The sequence below is a fragment of the Vibrio sp. JC009 genome (genome assembly GCF_029016485.1).
Taxonomy (GTDB): domain Bacteria; phylum Pseudomonadota; class Gammaproteobacteria; order Enterobacterales; family Vibrionaceae; genus Vibrio.
The window spans coordinates 271730-289281 of record NZ_CP092107.1 but is presented as its reverse complement, the minus strand read 5'-3'; the positions used below and the strand labels follow the sequence as shown (position 1 = coordinate 289281).

Annotated in this window: 20 protein-coding genes; 14 read left to right on the top strand and 6 right to left on the bottom strand. The window is 44.8% G+C overall.

The features are described from left to right. Window positions 1-45 precede the first annotated feature (45 nt). Both L3Q72_RS16255 and L3Q72_RS16250 read left to right on the top strand, forming a co-directional pair. Window positions 46-951 carry a LysR substrate-binding domain-containing protein gene (locus L3Q72_RS16255; RefSeq protein ID WP_275133212.1) on the top strand — a complete coding sequence of 302 codons (906 nt, stop codon included), beginning with the start codon at window positions 46-48 and terminating at the stop codon, window positions 949-951. 154 nt (window positions 952-1105) lie between these two features. Beyond that, window positions 1106-1594, top strand: coding sequence for a DUF1097 domain-containing protein (locus L3Q72_RS16250; protein WP_275133211.1), 489 nt, complete (start codon window positions 1106-1108; stop codon window positions 1592-1594). Between the two features lie 74 nt (window positions 1595-1668). On the opposite strand, the gene L3Q72_RS16245 is transcribed toward L3Q72_RS16250, so the two are convergent. Continuing rightward, the gene (locus tag L3Q72_RS16245; RefSeq protein ID WP_275133210.1) at window positions 1669-3306 is read right to left on the bottom strand and encodes a DUF2813 domain-containing protein; all 1638 of its coding nucleotides are present in this window, start codon (window positions 3304-3306) and stop codon (window positions 1669-1671) included. 135 nt (window positions 3307-3441) lie between these two features. Here L3Q72_RS16245 and L3Q72_RS16240 point away from each other — a divergent pair, with 135 nt between their 5' ends. Together L3Q72_RS16240 and L3Q72_RS16235 are read left to right on the top strand one after the other, a co-directional pair. After that, window positions 3442-5175, top strand: coding sequence for a bifunctional UDP-sugar hydrolase/5'-nucleotidase (locus L3Q72_RS16240; protein WP_275133209.1), 1734 nt, complete (start codon window positions 3442-3444; stop codon window positions 5173-5175). A 583-nt stretch (window positions 5176-5758) separates the two neighbouring features. Then, window positions 5759-5950: a hypothetical protein gene (locus L3Q72_RS16235; protein ID WP_275133208.1), complete on the top strand. Its 192-nt coding sequence runs from the start codon at window positions 5759-5761 to the stop codon at window positions 5948-5950. 48 nt (window positions 5951-5998) lie between these two features. Here the strand turns inward: L3Q72_RS16235 and L3Q72_RS16230 are convergent, their stop codons facing one another. Further along, window positions 5999-6568 carry an alkylphosphonate utilization protein gene (locus L3Q72_RS16230; RefSeq protein ID WP_275133207.1) on the bottom strand — a complete coding sequence of 190 codons (570 nt, stop codon included), beginning with the start codon at window positions 6566-6568 and terminating at the stop codon, window positions 5999-6001. A gap of 244 nt (window positions 6569-6812) precedes the next feature. Between L3Q72_RS16230 and L3Q72_RS16225 the strand changes: the two genes are divergently transcribed. The 3 genes from L3Q72_RS16225 to L3Q72_RS16215 all read left to right on the top strand — a co-directional run bounded on the left by L3Q72_RS16225 (window position 6813) and on the right by L3Q72_RS16215 (window position 9254). Continuing rightward, window positions 6813-7238 (top strand): hotdog fold thioesterase, encoded by a 426-nt coding sequence (locus L3Q72_RS16225; protein WP_275133206.1) that lies wholly within the window; start codon window positions 6813-6815, stop codon window positions 7236-7238. A gap of 2 nt (window positions 7239-7240) precedes the next feature. After that, entirely contained in the window at window positions 7241-7474 is a 234-nt protein-coding gene (locus tag L3Q72_RS16220) for a DUF3389 domain-containing protein (protein ID WP_275133205.1), read from the top strand. An 82-nt stretch (window positions 7475-7556) separates the two neighbouring features. Further along, window positions 7557-9254 (top strand): SgrR family transcriptional regulator, encoded by a 1698-nt coding sequence (locus L3Q72_RS16215; RefSeq protein ID WP_275133204.1) that lies wholly within the window; start codon window positions 7557-7559, stop codon window positions 9252-9254. A gap of 76 nt (window positions 9255-9330) precedes the next feature. Here the strand turns inward: L3Q72_RS16215 and L3Q72_RS16210 are convergent, their stop codons facing one another. Next, the gene (locus L3Q72_RS16210) at window positions 9331-9519 is read right to left on the bottom strand and encodes a hypothetical protein (RefSeq protein ID WP_275133203.1); all 189 of its coding nucleotides are present in this window, start codon (window positions 9517-9519) and stop codon (window positions 9331-9333) included. Between the two features lie 262 nt (window positions 9520-9781). Here L3Q72_RS16210 and L3Q72_RS16205 point away from each other — a divergent pair, with 262 nt between their 5' ends. The 4 genes from L3Q72_RS16205 to L3Q72_RS16190 all read left to right on the top strand — a co-directional run bounded on the left by L3Q72_RS16205 (window position 9782) and on the right by L3Q72_RS16190 (window position 13329). Then, a complete protein-coding gene (locus L3Q72_RS16205) occupies window positions 9782-10867 on the top strand; it encodes a ketoacyl-ACP synthase III (RefSeq protein ID WP_275133202.1) in 1086 nt (361 codons plus the stop codon). Window positions 10868-11073: 206 nt separating this feature from the next. Next, window positions 11074-11445 (top strand): hypothetical protein, encoded by a 372-nt coding sequence (locus L3Q72_RS16200; RefSeq protein WP_275133201.1) that lies wholly within the window; start codon window positions 11074-11076, stop codon window positions 11443-11445. 15 nt (window positions 11446-11460) lie between these two features. Then, window positions 11461-12774, top strand: coding sequence for a hypothetical protein (locus L3Q72_RS16195; RefSeq protein ID WP_275133200.1), 1314 nt, complete (start codon window positions 11461-11463; stop codon window positions 12772-12774). A 90-nt stretch (window positions 12775-12864) separates the two neighbouring features. Next, on the top strand, window positions 12865-13329 hold the full coding sequence (locus L3Q72_RS16190) for an ASCH domain-containing protein (RefSeq protein WP_275133199.1): 465 nt from the start codon (window positions 12865-12867) through the stop codon (window positions 13327-13329). 481 nt (window positions 13330-13810) lie between these two features. Here L3Q72_RS16190 and L3Q72_RS16185 read toward each other — a convergent pair whose 3' ends face one another. The 3 genes from L3Q72_RS16185 to L3Q72_RS16175 form a co-directional block, all read right to left on the bottom strand. Then, complete coding sequence (locus L3Q72_RS16185; protein WP_275133198.1) at window positions 13811-14032, bottom strand: hypothetical protein; 222 nt, start codon at window positions 14030-14032, stop codon at window positions 13811-13813. Window positions 14033-14151: 119 nt separating this feature from the next. After that, window positions 14152-15855, bottom strand: a complete 1704-nt coding sequence (locus tag L3Q72_RS16180) for an FAD-dependent oxidoreductase (protein ID WP_275133197.1) — start codon at window positions 15853-15855, stop codon at window positions 14152-14154. A 130-nt stretch (window positions 15856-15985) separates the two neighbouring features. Beyond that, the gene (locus L3Q72_RS16175; protein WP_275133196.1) at window positions 15986-16177 is read right to left on the bottom strand and encodes a DUF2892 domain-containing protein; all 192 of its coding nucleotides are present in this window, start codon (window positions 16175-16177) and stop codon (window positions 15986-15988) included. Between the two features lie 159 nt (window positions 16178-16336). On the opposite strand from L3Q72_RS16175, the gene L3Q72_RS16170 reads away from it, so the two are divergent. The 3 genes from L3Q72_RS16170 to L3Q72_RS16160 are packed head-to-tail and all read left to right on the top strand — an operon-like array spanning window position 16337 to window position 17537. Beyond that, entirely contained in the window at window positions 16337-16630 is a 294-nt protein-coding gene (locus tag L3Q72_RS16170; RefSeq protein ID WP_275133195.1) for a metalloregulator ArsR/SmtB family transcription factor, read from the top strand. 27 nt (window positions 16631-16657) lie between these two features. Further along, complete coding sequence (locus L3Q72_RS16165) at window positions 16658-17077, top strand: YeeE/YedE family protein (RefSeq protein ID WP_275133194.1); 420 nt, start codon at window positions 16658-16660, stop codon at window positions 17075-17077. 13 nt (window positions 17078-17090) lie between these two features. Then, window positions 17091-17537: a YeeE/YedE family protein gene (locus L3Q72_RS16160; protein ID WP_275133193.1), complete on the top strand. Its 447-nt coding sequence runs from the start codon at window positions 17091-17093 to the stop codon at window positions 17535-17537. Window positions 17538-17552: the final 15 nt, after the last annotated feature.

Sequence of the window (17552 nt, the reverse complement as noted above, 5' to 3'; positions counted from 1 at the left end):
ATGCAATTGTTGGCATATCTAATGAAAAAATAACGAGAAAATACTATGCGGTACTCATTAAAGCAGTTGGCAGTTTTTGATGCGGTAGCTGATACGGGAAGTGTCAGTCAGGCCGCAGAAAACCTTGCGTTAACCCAGTCGGCAACCAGTATGTCGCTTTCCCAGTTTGAAAAGGTACTCGGACGTCCGCTGTTTGAAAGACAGGGAAAACGGATGGCGCTTACCCATTGGGGAATGTGGCTGAGACCAAAGGCCAAAAGGCTTCTCCAGGATGCGCAGCAAATTGAGCTGGGCTTTTTTGATCAACACCTTATCAGTGGCGAGATCCGCATTTGCGCCAGCCAGACCCCGGCGGAACACCTCGTACCAGAACTTATCAGTATTATTGATACCGATTTTCCTGAGATGAGAATTCAGCTTGGGGTAAGAAGTTCCAACGGCGTTATCGACGGTGTCCTTAACTATAAGTATGACCTTGGTATCGTTGAAGGGCGGGTGGATGACAGCCGGATTAATCAGGAAGTCTGGTGCAGGGATCACCTGACGGTTGTGGTCTCCGCGCATCATCCGTTTGCCAAACGGGATCAGGTCAGTCTTGCACAGCTGGAGCAGGCTAAATGGGTGCTGCGGGAAATCGGCTCGGGTACACGCAAAATATTTGATAGCTCCATTCATAATCTTATATCAGACCTTGATGTATGGCGTGAATATGAGCACGTTCCGGTACTTCGCAGCATGGTAGAGAATGGTCCCTATGTAAGCTGCCTGCCTTATCTGGATGTGGAAAGACATATAAAGAGCGGTCAGCTGGTCGCACTGAATGTGCCAGAGCTAAAAATGGAGAGAACCTTGTCCTTTATCTGGCGAGCAGATATGGCGGAGAACCCTCTGGCTGATTGCATTAAAAGAGAAGGGCAGAGAATGATGAAAGGAAAGCCAAGCGTTTTCTGATAACCGATAGCGTTGTTTTATCGATTGCGTCACATTATTCATGTAACAATATCTTTCATGGTCATTTTAATGTGATCGCGATCTACTTATTGCCTGTATGAGTTAGCTAAAATCCATTCTGTTATTTTTTCATCATACAGAGGTTTGGCCAACTATGAGCGCACTCTTTGCTATTTCAGTGACAACAGGGATTTTGTCTGCATTATGGGGATGGGCATCTATTTCCATGGGACTGATCACCTGGGCAGGGTTTCTGGGCTGTACCAGTTATTTTGCGTCACCAAAGGATGGCATTAAGGGGCTGGGTTCAAGCCTTATTGCAAATATGTCCGGTGTTTTCTGGGCCATGGTGATTATTCATGGTTCAAGTCTGATATCAATGGAATTGATGGGCTTTGTTCTTACTGGCGTTGTCTCTTTCTTTATGTGCATTCAGGCTAAGCAATCTATCCTGGCTTACATTCCTGGTACTTTTATCGGTTGCTGTGCGACATTTGCCGCAGAGGGTAACTGGAGCCTTGTTATCCCATCGCTTTTAGTGGGTGGTGTTTTCGGATATCTGATGAAGGCCACCGGCCTTTATGTCAAAGCCTGGTATGAAGCCCGCGAAACAAAGAAAGTTGAACAATCAGCAATAGCGTAAGCATTAAACCGTAACTCTTCAAAATAGTGGCCCTCAATAAGTTTAGTTTTATTGAGGGCTACTATCTTTTTTGCTTATGTATTTCCGTTTGCCATGGTGATGACTCGTTTTAAGGTCATTCTGATCAGCTGTGGAATGCATTCTACGCCGCTATCTTCGCACTGTGAGACGATAGCAAGGGCTAAATCGGGTTTTGCGTACTTTTTCAGTACCCGGTTGATCACTTTTTTAGCCGGAATAGGGTGGTCGCGCGGTACTTTGATAAGATCTTTAAAAAAGAACTCAAAACCGTGTGCATATAAGTAGTGTTCAATGTCCCTTTCCGGTAATTCTGTCAGGCGGTGATTTTCCAGATCGTTGCCCAGCATATTCCTGACGGTATGAGAGTATTTTTTACCTGCAGCATCACCATCGGTGACCACATGCCAGTCAATACCAAAAGCTCTGGCGACTTTTAACAGAGATTTAAGCCCGGACTGGGCGAACTCAATAATATGTACGCCTTCTGCAGCAAGGTTATAGCCCTGCATCTTTGCGATTTCATTAAACAGCCAGACTTCGGTTTCTCCTTCAACCAGCAACCAGCACCTTGCAAACAGCGCGCTGGAGCGGTGGAAACGGATATGAAAGCCGACTCTTCTTAGTTCGTCTCTTCCCAGCATTTTATAGGGCAGCGACATAGCGACGGTTTTTTCCGAATGCCTGACAAGTCTTCTTATGGAGTAAATAGGAACCGCTGCCAGCAAATCAGCACTGTTGGTTGTAATGATTTTCTGCATCGGGATCAGGTTGACCAGATTCCAGGCTCTGAGCAGATGCGTTGGATGTAAGCGGCCTTCAGGATCTTCAATAATAAATATCGGCCGGGCGCATTTTCTCAGGTTCACCGGACCTTTGGCCTGAAGGTAATTATTCAGAAGAACAAGTATAAGTAATCTTGATTGTGTGTTTTTCGCCTCTTTTATCTCCTGAATCAGGCTGTTGGAGTTTGAAGACGACGAAAACAGCAGGCTATCGCGCTGTTTGTTAGTGATATCCTTTTTGCGTGGTTTAAATGAAAAATAGTGCTCCAGCAGATCCTGCATTGAATTCAGGCTGCTTTTTATTTCGCCTTTACTCACATGACCGGGAATATGCAGCAGCCTGCGACAGGTATTTTCTATTCTCCGTTCCATTCTGGAATTGATTTGATCCTGAGCCTTACCGTTTTCGTAGCTACGTAAACGGCGTGAGTCACGCAGACGAATAACCGGATGCAGTGACATCAGCTCAATGGCCAGTTTTTCAGAGTGATGTAAAGCCAGTGTTTCGCCTTCTTCGTTTAAAAAAGAGAAACTCTGGGATATTTTGTAAAGATCCCGGTCGGCACTTATCCGGTAGATTATTTTTTTCTGGCCTGTCTCATCCTGTGTCCAGATGGGTTTGATTTTCCGGTACCGGCCTGAATGCTCTTCACCGTCATAGCTGGGGACAAAGGTCAGAATGATCTGAATATTCTGCGTTTGCGGATGCGCAATGGCATAATCCACATGGAAATCCTGCATTTTAAATTCATAGGGAATGGTTTCAGCGGGAAGTGCAATGGAAAGTGCATCAAGCAGGGAAGACTTACCCCAGGTGTTTTCACCAATGAGCGTGGTAAGTTCATCGAAAGTAAGAGACAGACGTTTAATGCCCCGGAATCCTGAGATATCAATACGTTGTAACTGCATAACATACTCCTCTCGTTAACATAAGCATAATCCAAACTTAGTTTTCACGCATAAAGGCAGGTCACATAAATTCGTCATTACATTGTCACAAGATTTCGCTTACTATTGCGGGGACGAGATTAAAACAGAAAAAATATGAATAGAAAAAATAAGCCGGTTAGAATGACACTGGCACATATCAACGATACCCACTCCTACTTTGAGCCCCAGTCTCTGCAGTTAAATCTGGACATTGATGGCGAAAAAATATCTCCATACGTCAGCAACGGTGGCTTTGCCCGCATAGCCACAAGAGCAAAACAGATTAAACTGCAGGCGCAGCAAAGTGGCCGGAAATTTATGTTTTTCCATGGCGGTGACTGTTTTCAGGGAACGCTCTATTTCTCACTATTTAAAGGTGAAGCCAACGCTGAGATGCTCAACGCACTTAAAATTGACGCAATGGCGCTTGGCAATCATGAACTGGACATGGGTAATGAGCCTGTGGCTGAGTTTCTTGGCAGAATCAATTTTCCACTTCTTTCCGGTAACTGGAATATCAGTGAAGAGTCTGAAAGTAAAAAGGTCAGACTGGATGATAAATCAAACCTGATCTCCTACAACGCAGTGGAGAAAAGAGCGGACTGGATTGTAAAACATGTGAACGGTGAGCCTGTAGCCGTGTTTGGTCTTTCTATCGATAAGATGGCTGAGATAGCCAACGCTGACCCTGACACTCCCTTTATGAATACCATAGAGACAGCCAGACAGACGGTAAAGGCGATGCATCAGCAGGGGATCAATAAAATTATTCTGCTTAGCCATAACGGATATGAACTTGATCAGGAACTGGCTAAAGCCGTAGAGGGTATTAGCCTGATCATCGGAGCTCACAGTCATACGCTGCAGGGAGATTTCAGCTCGCTTGGCATGAATACCGAAGATGAGTATGGAACTAAAGTTAATGGTACTCATATCGTTCAGGCCGGATTGCACTCTCAGAGTATTGGTCACTGCGATATCGATTTTGATGAAGATGGTAATGTGGTGCACTTTGCCGGTAAAAACGAGCTTTTGATTGGCAGACGCTTGTGTATTGATGCCAGCCTTCAGGAAGTTCATCAGGATTGCACACACGAGAAGGCACACCATTATCTTGCGCAGCATGAGAATGTGGTTATCTGTAAGCGGGATCCTCACGTGCACAGCCTGCTTGAAGACAAATACATTCCCAGAGTAAGGGAATTGCAGGCCAGCAAGATTGGTGAGGTAAACCGAACTCTGAGGCATGTGAGAGTTCCGGATCATATGGGCGGAAGTGAAATCGCGCCACTGGTTGCCGAATCATTTATGCATAAGATGAATGCTCTGGGTCATCAGATAGAATTTGCCATTCATAACGCAGGTGGCGTCAGAACTTCTTTAAATCCCGGACCAATTTCGGTTGCCGATATTGCCGGTAAGCTGCTTCCGTTTGCCGTTCCTATCGGTGTTTACCGTATAAAAGGGAAATATATTGCCACTGCTTTGGAAGGGGCAATTAACAATGCAACGAATAATGGTGTGATTGGCACTGGCTCGGGCAGTTATCCATACGCATACAATCTGGATTATATATACAAACCTGAAAACCCGGCCGGAAGCCGGATTATCAATCTTAAGATTTATCAGGACGGGCTGGGATGGGCAGAAGTAGAGCCTGAAAAACTGTACTCAGGAACTTCTTCAGCCTACACCATGAAAGGCAAAGAGGGCTACGAAGGCTTAACGGAAATGCAGGGGAGTGGAACAGTCACCCATTATTCCATGGCCGACTGTTTTATTGACTTTGTCCGCCACTATCCGGAAAAACTCGGCAGTTGGGCGTCTTTTGCAGGAGACATCGGCTAACCATAAAGCGCCTTTTCCATTTTGGCACGCGTCTTGCTGTTTAATTATTAAACAAGTGGAGTGTGTAGTGAACTGATGGGAGAGTAGTTATGTGGACTAAAGACTGGATGGACACAGCGGTTGTAGTTGTTTGGGTGGTAGCCTGGTCGGCACTCGTTTATTTAGTACCCTTAACCGGTGTCTGAATGTTACTGTCGCAAAAATAGTGATAAAAAGGAGCTTCGGCTCCTTTTTACGTTGTCAGCGTATTTTGTTGCGTTTTCAGAGCTCTCCATCGCATTAATAAAATTGACCCAAATCGCAAAAATGTACCTTCAAAAGCCGGGATGATTCTGACGGTGATGTTTTATACTTGTTGCCTGAAGTTTTTAAATTGCATGAGCACTTTATAAAATGCAACAAATATTGGCATTTTTGAATAATTATTCGCAACGTGCCCGCCAATGTTGAAATCTTTGTTAAATTTTATTCGCATTAGATAATCTAATCTGAAAGTCGAGTTTTTGTCATTTTCAGAAGTGAGATAAATTGCCTAAAATCAGTTGTATCAGATAAGTAATCAAAATTAATCAAAGAGGTGACTATGGCTCAGGTAATTCATGCTAACAACATCCCGGTACATACCTCTATGGACAAAAGAACCTACGCGGTGAATATCAAAGGATTGATTGCTCATTTGTTAGACGTTCTTTTTGTGGAAGACAGTGTAGAGAAAAGTTATTACTCTTCAGAACTGTCTGACCATATGCAAAAAGATATCGGCATGATGCGTTAAACAGCAGTACTGAATTCCAGCCCCGGATATGCGCCGGGGCTTTTTATTTTACTTCTTACGACAGAACTCGCAACGCAGCCACATTGACTGGCCTTCAACTTTACCTGAGAACAGTTCGAAGTCATCCTTCGCAAGGCCGATGTTTCTTACCATTGTGCCTTGTTTTACTACCATGCTTGAACCTTTAACCGGAAGGTCTTTGATGATAGTTACGTTGTCACCCGCTTTCAGCTCAGCACCGTGACAGTCAACGTGCTTCATGCCATCCTGTTCCATGCCGGTTTCAGCCCACTGTGCTGTTTCTTCTTCCATGTACATCATGTCGAGAAGATCGGTCGCCCAGCTCTCTTTTGCTGACAGTCGCTTAAGCTGACGCCATGCCAGTACCTGTACCGGTGGAACCTGGCTCCACATGCTGTCGTTCAGACAACGCCAGTGGTTTGCGTCCATAGTTTCAGGATCTTCTACCTGGCTTTTGCAGGTATCACAAAGCATAACTGCATGGTCAACAGTTACCTGTGTATGAGGTGCAACGACGAACGGAGAAAGAGTAGAATCAGAACCGCATAGCTCACATTTAGAGCCGCAGCGCTCTAGCATAGTTGACTCAGTAGACATTTAGTATTTCCTTAATAGGATTAATTTTCGCAGTATTATGCACTTTATCGCGGAATATTAAAGAATTAACTAAGAATGAAATTAAAGATTTCACGGCGGTGATGAAATGCAGGCAGTGATAGCAAGCGAAATGGTTGTAAATAATGCAATTTTCCAGCGTTTCACCGGTTCAACCCTCAAACAATCGAATACATTTTTATAGATATAGTTTTATAATGATATCACTAAATTTTAAGGGGACCCTATGAGCATTTGGAAAAAAGAGATTGATCTGGACAGGCTGAATCAGACCTCAAAAAACACACTGGTTGAGCATCTTCAAATCAGGTATACGGAGTTTACTGAAAATTCGCTGTCAGCAACCATGCCTGTGTGCAGTTTTACCCATCAGCCCCTTGGAATGCTGCATGGTGGGGCATCGGTTGTTCTTGCTGAGACTCTTGGTTCGCTTGCGGCAAACTTTTGTGTCGATGAAAATTACTACTGCGTTGGTCTCGATATAAATGCAAACCATATACGGGCGATGCGAAGCGGCATTGTGACAGGCACAGCTAAACCACTTCACCTGGGTGCAACCACACAGGTATGGCAAATTGAAATTAAAGATGAAAGAGGCAGACTGGTTTGCACCAGCAGATTAACGATCGCAGTGATGAAATATAAGAAGTAGTAATGGTTATAGAATTTAAAAGCGGAAAAATTATTGTGACTCAGTATGAAATTGTTGTGCGAATGATGGGCGAGCATATGCTGACTATGCAAGCGCAGGTTGACGCTATTCAACTGATAGGCGGTGCTAATGTTATTTCTGTCAACGGCAGTGAATGTAAGTGGTCGATTAAATTAGATAATTCCGAACAACTGGAACAGCTGGCTGCTGAAATTGGCATAGATATCCAAAGTTAACGACTGCTACGCACAAAGCCAATCTTCTCTGTGCTAAAATAGGAAAACTGACCAAACCAGATTTACGTGAGTTTTCCTCTTTATGAGCAGCCCAAGGCTTAGAGCCCAGTTTGAAACCCTGTTTGAACACTTTAATGGAAAAGATACCGGTATCCAGTTGGATGATATTACCGAGATCTTGTTTTGCACCCGGCGTAATGCTCGTATTGTGTTGAATAAACTTGCTGAGGAGGGCTGGATTGAGTGGCATCCGGCTGCCGGACGGGGGAACCTTTCTCAGCTTATATTTAAGCGAAACCGCAGAGATGTGAGTGAAAACCTGGCTAAGCGTTATCTTGAAGAGGGCAAAATTGGTCAGGCGCTGACGGTTCTTGATCGCGACGCGGGAAAACTCACTCAGGTAATTCAGGATTATCTCGGCGTTCAACATCTGGAAGGCGAGCAGGTCATTCGTCTGCCATATTACCGTCCGCTATCCATGCTCAATCCCACTAAGCCTCACCGGCGTTCTGAGCAGCATATCATCAGTCAGATTTTCAGCGGGCTGACCAAACTGGATGAAAATGATCAGATCCAACCTGATCTTGCCCACACCTGGGAAGCGATTGCAGGAAACAAATGGCGTTTTTATCTCAGGCGGGGAGTGCGCTTTCACAATGGCAATATATTGCAGACCGAGCATGTAATAGAAAGCCTTTGTAGTCTGAAAGAGCATAAACTCTTCAGCCACATTGAGAGCGTTGTTAGTCCAATGCCCTGGGTGATTGATATTAACCTTGTCAGCGATGACTGGCATTTACCACTTATTCTTAGTGAAGTATCCGCGAAAATCATACCTCCTAAAACCTGGCAACTGGATAATTTTGACCTGATGCCCATTGGAACCGGGCCGTATAAGGTAGAAGTTAACAATGACAAGCGTCTGATCCTTGAAGCCTATGATGGTTATTTTGGCTATCGACCCCTGATTGACAATGTGGAAGTCTGGGTGATTGATGAAGCCTACTCAACACTCGTTTTTCCCAGCCTTTCCAATCCGATTAAACCGCAAAATACCGTGAACCAGGATGTAGAGCTCGATCCCGGCTGTACTTATTTGTTGATGAACAGGCGTAATGGCGTATTACAGGACCCTCAGTGGGCAAGGTATATCAGCAATACGCTCAATTCGTTCAACCTGTTTCGGGCGCTACCGGAACAGACCATTGTTGATATGGGCCTGTTACCGGCTCACGGGCTAAAACCCGGATGGCATCATTCGTTGTCGGGGTATAAAAAACTGTCACCTCCTGGCAAAGAAAAACTGACAATCGCCTATCATGGTCAGCATCCTATATTTCCTGCTTTGGCTAAGTCCATAGAGAAAGTACTCAGTGCTGATGGCATCTCAGTGGAATTTGTAAAATACAGCTATAAAGTAGATAAGACAGATAACATCGACCTGTGGATGAAACCCATGGGCCTGGGAACAAACAGAGATGATGCCCTGGCAGGGTGGCTTTTAGGGCACAGCGATATCGAGCGCATGAGCGATAAACAGAGCTTCAGCCAGTGGCACGAACTGATTGAAGCCTGGAGAAGAGAAAAGGACACGGCATTTCCGGCGAAAGAACTGGGACGCTTGTTAGTTGAGAGCAATCAGATTGTCCCCATGTTTCATTGCTGGCTGGGTGTAAGTAAGGACCACTGCGGTACGCTGCAAAATGCGAAATGCAATGCGTTAGGCTGGTTTGATTTTAGTGAGGTATGGGTGAAGCCCGAAATAGATAACCATTCCTAAACAAAAAAGCTTAGAAAAAACAAAAGAGCCTTTCAAGGCTCTTTTGTAATTGATACTCGTGACACTAAGCTTACAGCTAATCTTCTCTGTTCTCTGCCATAAAGCGTTTAATAAAATGTCTAATTTCGCGAGCTGCGGAAGTATCAAGGTCTTCACATAATGCAACGAATTCATCCCGCTGTTGGCCGTTAATTCTGATAATTAGCTGGCTATCTTTCTTATTTGATTCGTTTTTCGTTTTTGTCGCTTTGCTTGTGGTACTCACATCATACCCCTAGTGTATATACAAACGATAGCACTTTACAATTTTATGACAGGGATAGTCAATACGGAATTGCGCCAATTGAGCACTTTGCAATCAAAATCTTAATTCTAAAAAACATTTAGGCCGCGATATTTTAATAACATGACGTGTAATACGTTTTCAATTCAGAACTTTAAACGGTATTTACCGTTAAGCATAAATGCGCGTATACTCATCAAAACTATATAATTTGTAATAAAAATCGAAGGCGCAGAGGCATTCAATGAGTAAGTATTTCGCTGAAATTACCGGGTGGGGAAAATGCGTTCCACCAGCCATTCTTTCTAATGATGATTTAAGCACGTTTCTGGAAACATCTGACGAGTGGATTCGTACACGTACCGGTATTGCAAACAGAAGAATAAGCCATGTTGAAACTTCTGATATGGCGACAGTTGCCGCTAAAAAAGCAATGGCAGCAGCGGGAGTTGAAGCAAAAGATCTGGATATCATCATTGTTGCGACTTGTTCTCCGGATTCCCTGATCCCGAATATCGCCTCAAAAGTACAACAGAACCTTGGCGTAGTTGGCGCGGCAGCTTTTGATTTAAATGCAGCTTGTACCGGTTTTGTCTACGGCCTTGAGACAGCAACACGACTTATTCAGGCTGGCAATTACAAGCACGCACTGGTTATTGGCGCGGAAAGACTTTCATTCTTCATTGACTGGACTAAGCGTGACACAGCGGTTCTGTTTGGTGATGGTGCCGGTGCTGCGATTCTTAGCCGAACCGAAGAACAGGTTGGTTTGCAACAGGCGCTTATCGGTTGTGATTCTGGTGGCCGTGATATCCTGTCCGTTCCTAAATTTGGTACCTGTATGGACAGATTCGCAGCAGATAACGGTTACTGGGACTTTACCTTTGAAGGGCGCGAGATCTTTAAACGCGCAGTTAAAGGTATGGGCCTTGCTGCTCAAACCGTTTTGCAGAGGGAAGGTATATCTGTAGAAGATGTTGATCTGCTTATTCCTCATCAGGCCAATATCCGTATTATTCAGACACTGGCTGATCTTACCGGAATTGGTCAGGATAAGGCGTTTGTTAATATCCAGAACTACGGAAACACTTCAGCAGCAACTGTACCTATCGCCATTTGTGAGGCAGTGGATCAGGGCAGAGTCAAACCAAACGACACCATCTTACTTGCTGCGTTTGGTGCCGGCCTGACCTGGGGTGCTGGCTTACTGAAATGGGGTGAGCGGGTAACACCTGTCGCTGAATCCGATGCAAGTCTGCCAGAGTGCGATAAAAGCGCACTTGAACTGATTGCTGAGAGTGTGAAAAAGTGTCAGGAAAGACCAGAGTAAGCTTAGTTTAGAAGTATCCATTTGAGGGAAGCAAAATGCTTCCCTCAATAATTTGAAAAGCCAGACATTATTTACCTGACGCAGAACTTTTAACCACCGGGCTTTTCAGTTTCCTTTCTACATCACATATCTTCCACTAAATGATGACTTGCCATTCCATCAGGGACTACACTGACCTCACTGATCACTAACATTAAAAATAACAAATGAGCACTCAAACTAAAACAATGAATATTCCGCTGGCATTAGTGGAAAAAGTCCAGATCCTGATTGATGCCTATGAAGCCAAAGAGAAATTTAATGCCGAACGGAAGGCCGTCGTTGAGAACCTGCTGAAATTAGATGCTATTGAGCGGGAAATGACGGTTTACAGCCTGAAGCAGTCAGAGCTTCTCGATACGTTAAAGTACGTATATGAACTGTCCGGTGTGAACAATAAATTCGTGAAAAATATATTAACCAAATCAAGGGAAAATCCGGACAAAGCGTTAAGTGATTCGCAACGCTCAACGGCCAAAGCCATGCTGTTTGATCTGCTGAACGACACAAGTTTTCAGTCAGCCTTTAACGGTAGTTAAGAGCAAAGAGTGTAAATGGAAAGCAAAGCCACTCTATCTGTGACGGCACTGGCCTGCTCTGCTCTTTTAGCAGGCTGCCAATCTACCCATCAGCAGATTGCCGGAAGTAATCAGACTAACGTTGCAGACAAAGAAAACATACAGCAATCTGTCAGGCGGGATGAGTACAAATCGAGTGGCCCATGCAGAACGCTGTTAGAGTGTGCGGTTTATAAAAAGGATCTCGGACTGGCAACACGGATGCTTGAGAAGTGGGATTTTGAGCGTACCATGTCGGCGCTTGTCCGGAAGTACGTGTATAAAGAAGAAGGTGAGCATCAAAAACTAAGGTTTGTCATTGATGCACCGCTGCGGTTTGACCTGAGTGATGAAGAGGCAGCAAGCTTCCTCAATCTTATGACAAAGCACCGAATAAGCACCAACCAATGCGGGTTAGGCTACCAAACGCCGTTGGCTGCGGCTTATCTGAAAAATTACCCCCTGTCATACGAAGTTATCCTTAAACAGCGGATACAGTATTGGCGTAGCTACGACATCACCGAAAGCTATAGCTGTAAATATTATCCTATCGATATCACAAGGAAGACTCCAAGAGAGTGGCTTTACAGACCAGGCGCATTCTATTTTGCTATCGAACACTTTGATGCAAGCCCTCAGAAAACACAGATGCTGACTTTACTGCTGGATGAGAGCAACAATATCTTGCCGGAAACATCCGGAGGCGGGCGCTGTGAGCATTATGCCGGAAGCTCTGCTTTAGCTTATTCCATATGCAAGGGATATAACCAGGCCGCATCGTTTATGGCTGACTATTACCGGAACACTGAAAAGTTAACCTATGAGCAAAAGAAAGATGTGTTTAATAAAGCGAAAGCAGTATTAGCAAACACTCCCAGCGAAGCTGAGCTTACCAAACGAGAAAAAGAAAAGGCAGAGAAAGAACGGCAGGAGTGGGATCGCTTTATGGCTGAGCAAAACGCCCGTGTGATTGCAATTAGAGAAAAAGCGGAAAGGAACACCCTGAAGAAAAAAGCAGCCGGTAAAGCGTCAGCATACAATCAGTCACTCTCCGTACCATCAGTCTCTGATACGGCCATTATTCCCGCACCTCAGAACAGCTCCGGGCAAACGTCCCATGATCTTCACCTGTACGTCGATGAGGTAGGCGTACCCAAAGAAACCTACTTCAAAGGCGAGACCTGCCGCCGCTATCCAAATAGCGCCGCATGTCAGCCGGCTGCAAAGCCTCTGCCAAAACCAGAGCCTGTTGATTGCTGGGAGGAGGCTACCGGAACAGCACGTCCTGGGGCCAGTGTTTGCCCAGAGTAGGTAACAAGCACCATATGTTGTTTATATTTTGCTCCGGGAATTCGCAAGTTAGCCATTGCGTTTTTTTTAATCAAATCAGGTAATTTAAAAGTGAACCAAGTACAGCAAAAATTTCTCGATGCCTATTTAGACAGTCTGACGCCTTCGCAAAGAGAAAGGCATAGCAAACAGGTAGCGGATTGCTTTTGTGCAGACGAAGAGAACGCCAACATCTGTGCCCAATTGATCCTGGCTGGTGAGAAAACCGCAACCTGCAGTATGAAACACTGGTACGAAAACGGTCAGGAAGAGATGCCAAAAGTCGGGGATATAATGGTAGTAACCGACTGGAATGGTAATCCAACATCAATTATAGAAACGACAGAAGTTTCGGTATGTAAGTTCTCTGAAGTAACCGCTGAATTCGCAGCATCTGAAGGTGAGGGAGACAAATCTTTAGAATGGTGGAGAAAAGCGCACTGGGAATTCTTTAGCGATGAGTGTGAAAAAGAAGGCATAGCTGTCAGTGAAGATATGCTGTTGGTTCTTGAGCGGTTTAAAGTTGTTTATTTGTAAGCTATGTCATGGTGCCGTCCATGCACGAAATTGGACAAAAACGAGCGCTGCCATTTGAAATAGCATGCTTTATTTATGCAATAAGATCTCAAACTATTCACCACGCCCTCGTTCCCATGCTCCTGCGTGGGAATGCATACCGAGGCTTAAAGCATCCGCGTAATACACTAAAAACAAAGAAAATAAATTCCGTGGAAGTTTATACCCCGGCTGGTAACTTTGAGTCTGATATGCATTCCCACGGAGGACCATGGGAACGAGAGTTTTGCGTAACTATTCAATTATTCGATAGGACAACTAAATCCTAAACGAGCTCAAAATTGGGAGTTATCTTTCATCCCATTTAAGCTTCCATTTGCTCTATCAGTGCCAATAAATCAAGGACAGAATTTATCGGCTAAAAACCACATCATCAAGCTATGGGACTTTTCGATGAAACGGGCGCAAAACTCTTAGTTGGCTTTGTTTTGGTGGACTGGTATTAATCGAGGTAATCAGGTGTATGAAGGTAAGTACCGCATACTGTACATTTGTAGTCGCCAGTTCCATAGCCAGGATCAAGAGTTGAAAATAGGGCTTTGAGAAAGCCTATCTTTGTTCCTTGTTTTTCTCCTGTACTATCTTTGCCAAACTGCACATACTCATGAAGAGTGAGTTTTTCGCATTCAGAGCAAAAAGCTTTGGTTTGTTTTTCTCCGTACATAACAGCGTCTAATCAATAAGTTATCGAACACAACAATATATCATATCTATGGATATATACTGACGCTGAAACTTGGCTAGATTTAAAAGAGGGAGCCATGTGGCTCCCCTAATACAATTTTAAGCTTTTGCGAATCGATACGTTCTGTAACCACCAATCACATTGCGAGCCTGGTAGCCATTATTGGCCAGCTGACGGTAAGCCACGTTACCACGTAACCCAACAGCGCAAAGAATAATGATCTCTTTATCCTTCGGCAGCTCGTTCATGCGGTGACGTAGCACATCTACAGGGATATTGATTGCACCTTCAAGCGTACCGAACTCTTCAATTTCTTCGGGAGTTCGTACATCCAGAACAATCTGGTTGTCAGTCAGAGAATCAAGCTCATCAAAGTGAATCGCCTTTGAGTCGCCTTTTTCGATGTTGTTTGCGACAAACGCAGCCTGGTTAATAACATCTTTCGCACTACCGAACGGTGGAGCATAAGTCAGTTCCAGGTGCTGAAGCTGTTCGATAGTCATTCCTGCGCGCTGAGCAACGGCCATAATGTCGATGCGCTTATCCACACCGTCTTTACCTGCGGCCTGAGCACCAAGAATTTTCTTCGTTTCCGGGCAGTAAAGCATCTTAAATGACACTACTTCTGCGCCAGGGTAGTAGCTTGCGTGGCTGGCGGTGTGTACATAAACCTTTTTATAAGGAATACCTTCACGCTTAAGGGTTTTCTCATTCTTACCCGTTGAAGCAACAGCCAGATCGAAGATCTTACAAATAGCCGTCCCCTGAGTGCCCTGATAAGTTTCTTCGCGACCCAGCATATTATCGGCAGCCATACGACCCTGACGGTTTGCAGGGCCAGCAAGCGGAACAAGGGTTGGGTTACCAGTTACAAAGTCAGCCTCTTCTACAGCGTCACCCACTGCATAGATGCTAGGATCGCTGGTTTGCATACCAGGTGTTGTCCAGATACCACCCAGGTCACCGATTTTCAGGCCCGCTTCCTGTGCCAGCTTAATTTCAGGGCGTACGCCGATAGCCATCACCAGAATTTCTGTCTGAATTTTCTCGCCGCTGCTTAATGTCAGATCCAGATGTCCCTGAATATGAGCATACTTGTTTGATTCACCGGTTTCCATGTTAGGAACATGGGGCTCCTGAACGTACTCAACCGCTTCAAGAGCCACGCCCAGTTTAAGGTCAACACCATGCTCTTTAATTTCTTCATGAGCAAAGCCCGCCATTTCACGGTCAACCGGAGTCATTACCTGATCTGCCAGTTCAACCAGTGTGGTTTTAATCCCGAGCTGGTGGAAGGCTTCCATCATCTCAAGGCCGATAAAGCCGCCACCAACCACGGTTGCGTGCTCAGGGCGGTTCATTCTGATGGTGTTCAGAATCTTATCCATGTCCGGGATATTACGCAGGGAATGCGTCAGTGGGTTTTCGATTCCCGGAATTGGCGGAACAATAGGGCCTGCGCCCGGGCTTAGTAATAAAAAGTCGTAGCTCTCTGTGTACTCACTGCCGTCTAATACGTTTCTTACCGTGACAGATTTTGCTTCTTTATCAACAGAAACCACTTCATTCATTATCCGGACATCAACGTTGAATCGTGCCAGGAAGCTTTCTGGAGTCTGAAGAAGCAGATCCGCTCTTTCTGTAATATCGCCACCGATATGATATGGAAGGCCACAGTTGGCAAACGAAACGAACATTCCTCGTTCAAACATAATGATTTCTGCGTCTTCACTTAAACGGCGAGCACGGGCTGCTGCTGATGCACCACCGGCAACACCGCCCACTATTACTATTTTTGTCATGGCTTACTCCAACTTTGACGAAAACATATACAAATAAAAATCTAAAAAAGCATACATGCTGTCTCAGGGCTAAAACGTCTAAGCTGAGACAGATATATGCCTTTTTAGATTTCACTTTTTGGCTATTGAACTAACTTTCGCTCAAGCCCATTTTTTTCAGTATGGCTACAGCAGGGCAGATACCGGTAAAAGCACTCTGGATAAGGTTTAAGCCGACAAACACGGTCAACCAGACAAAGTACTCGTGAACGGTGGCGGTCAGAATCACAGACAAAAGCACCATGCTTCCTGCCAACACCCGAACTCCATTATCAATTGTCATCTTTTATTCCTCTGGTGAACTTGCACTAATGATAATAATCAGCTAATTTAGTTTTGTCTAATATTTATTTCATTAAAACCGAAATTACTAATTAAGTGTTGACTAATGAATGTATATTAGTAACATCTAAACAAACTAAATGAGTTTCCGGAGGCCACTATGGACATAGCTCAAATGCAGACCAATGCTAATGAAGTATCTGAATTGCTAAAAACGATGGCCCATCCGGAACGGCTGATGGTTCTTTGTCAACTGACACAGGGTGAAGTAGGGGCGGGTAAGCTTCAGGAAGGCTCAACGCTGAGCCAGTCGGCTTTTTCTCAGCATCTTACGGTGTTGAAAAAGCACAACCTTGTTACTGTTCGCAAGGAATCACAACAGGTTTTCTATTCTCTGGCGGATGAGCGTGTTGCTCATCTGCTGCAAAATTTACATGTGATTTTTTGTCGCTGATTTTTAGTTTTACTTGAGGGTTATTTGATGGGCTTTACTGTTCCCTGGGATTCGTTGTTTGGTGGTGTGCTTTTGGGGATCTCGGCCACATTGTTATTGTTGGTGAATGGCAAAATTGCCGGTATAAGCGGTGTTCTTACCGGGCTTTTAACGCCAAAGACGAAGGATTATTCATGGCGTTTACTGTTTTTTATCGGAATGATCTCCGGTGGTATGGCCGGTGTGTATTTCTTTGGCGCTGAAATTCCAACCGAATTTGCAGCCACTCCGGCTATGATCGCACTTGCAGGTTTGCTGGTGGGTATCGGAACCAAATTAGGTAACGGATGTACAAGCGGACACGGGATCTGTGGTATCGGCCGTCTGTCTGTACGCTCCATTGTCGCAACCTGTGTTTTTATGCTGGTTGCAGGAATGACCGTTTTTGTTCGTCTACACCTAATCTGATTCGGAGAATAATATGTTTCGTTTAGTATCGCTTTTTGCCGGCGTTTTATTTGGTATGGGAATGGCAATCTCCGGAATGGTAGACCCTGTTAATGTGATTGCCTTTCTGGATGTCGCGGGCAACTGGTCTGCGGATCTTGCTTTTGTTATGGGTGGCGCGCTTGCGGTGTTTATGCCAGCTTATCTGTTGATTATTAAGCCACGCAAAAAGCCTATGATCGCTGAAGAGTTTTGTCTGGCAAACAACAAAAAAATCGATTTCCGCCTGATTGCCGGAGCTGCAACATTCGGCATAGGCTGGGGACTGGTTGGTATCTGTCCGGGACCGGCAGTGGCTTCTCTCGCCGCAGGAAATGGAGGCGTTGTGCTTTTCTTTGCAACCATGATGGTGGGGCTGGGCGCAACTAATTTAATGATTTGTATCGCAAAAAACCGCCAGGTGACAGCAGAGTCGGTTTAGTGCAACTAACCTCAG

Excerpts from the sequence above, each read along its gene's own strand:
- L3Q72_RS16220 (WP_275133205.1), top strand. The coding sequence starts at position 7,241 with ATGGTTATAGAATTTAAAAGCGGAAAAATTATTGTGACTCAGTATGAA.
- L3Q72_RS16180 (WP_275133197.1), bottom strand. The coding sequence starts at position 15,855 with ATGACAAAAATAGTAATAGTGGGCGGTGTTGCCGGTGGTGCATCAGCA.
- L3Q72_RS16215 (WP_275133204.1), top strand. The coding sequence starts at position 7,557 with ATGAGCAGCCCAAGGCTTAGAGCCCAGTTTGAAACCCTGTTTGAACAC.
- L3Q72_RS16235 (WP_275133208.1), top strand. The coding sequence starts at position 5,759 with ATGGCTCAGGTAATTCATGCTAACAACATCCCGGTACATACCTCTATG.
- L3Q72_RS16230 (WP_275133207.1), bottom strand. The coding sequence starts at position 6,568 with ATGTCTACTGAGTCAACTATGCTAGAGCGCTGCGGCTCTAAATGTGAG.
- L3Q72_RS16175 (WP_275133196.1), bottom strand. The coding sequence starts at position 16,177 with ATGACAATTGATAATGGAGTTCGGGTGTTGGCAGGAAGCATGGTGCTT.
- L3Q72_RS16165 (WP_275133194.1), top strand. The coding sequence starts at position 16,658 with ATGGGCTTTACTGTTCCCTGGGATTCGTTGTTTGGTGGTGTGCTTTTG.
- L3Q72_RS16225 (WP_275133206.1), top strand. The coding sequence starts at position 6,813 with ATGAGCATTTGGAAAAAAGAGATTGATCTGGACAGGCTGAATCAGACC.
- L3Q72_RS16245 (WP_275133210.1), bottom strand. The coding sequence starts at position 3,306 with ATGCAGTTACAACGTATTGATATCTCAGGATTCCGGGGCATTAAACGT.
- L3Q72_RS16200 (WP_275133201.1), top strand. The coding sequence starts at position 11,074 with ATGAGCACTCAAACTAAAACAATGAATATTCCGCTGGCATTAGTGGAA.
- L3Q72_RS16240 (WP_275133209.1), top strand. The coding sequence starts at position 3,442 with ATGAATAGAAAAAATAAGCCGGTTAGAATGACACTGGCACATATCAAC.
- L3Q72_RS16160 (WP_275133193.1), top strand. The coding sequence starts at position 17,091 with ATGTTTCGTTTAGTATCGCTTTTTGCCGGCGTTTTATTTGGTATGGGA.
- L3Q72_RS16255 (WP_275133212.1), top strand. The coding sequence starts at position 46 with ATGCGGTACTCATTAAAGCAGTTGGCAGTTTTTGATGCGGTAGCTGAT.
- L3Q72_RS16170 (WP_275133195.1), top strand. The coding sequence starts at position 16,337 with ATGGACATAGCTCAAATGCAGACCAATGCTAATGAAGTATCTGAATTG.
- L3Q72_RS16250 (WP_275133211.1), top strand. The coding sequence starts at position 1,106 with ATGAGCGCACTCTTTGCTATTTCAGTGACAACAGGGATTTTGTCTGCA.
- L3Q72_RS16195 (WP_275133200.1), top strand. The coding sequence starts at position 11,461 with ATGGAAAGCAAAGCCACTCTATCTGTGACGGCACTGGCCTGCTCTGCT.
- L3Q72_RS16185 (WP_275133198.1), bottom strand. The coding sequence starts at position 14,032 with ATGTACGGAGAAAAACAAACCAAAGCTTTTTGCTCTGAATGCGAAAAA.
- L3Q72_RS16205 (WP_275133202.1), top strand. The coding sequence starts at position 9,782 with ATGAGTAAGTATTTCGCTGAAATTACCGGGTGGGGAAAATGCGTTCCA.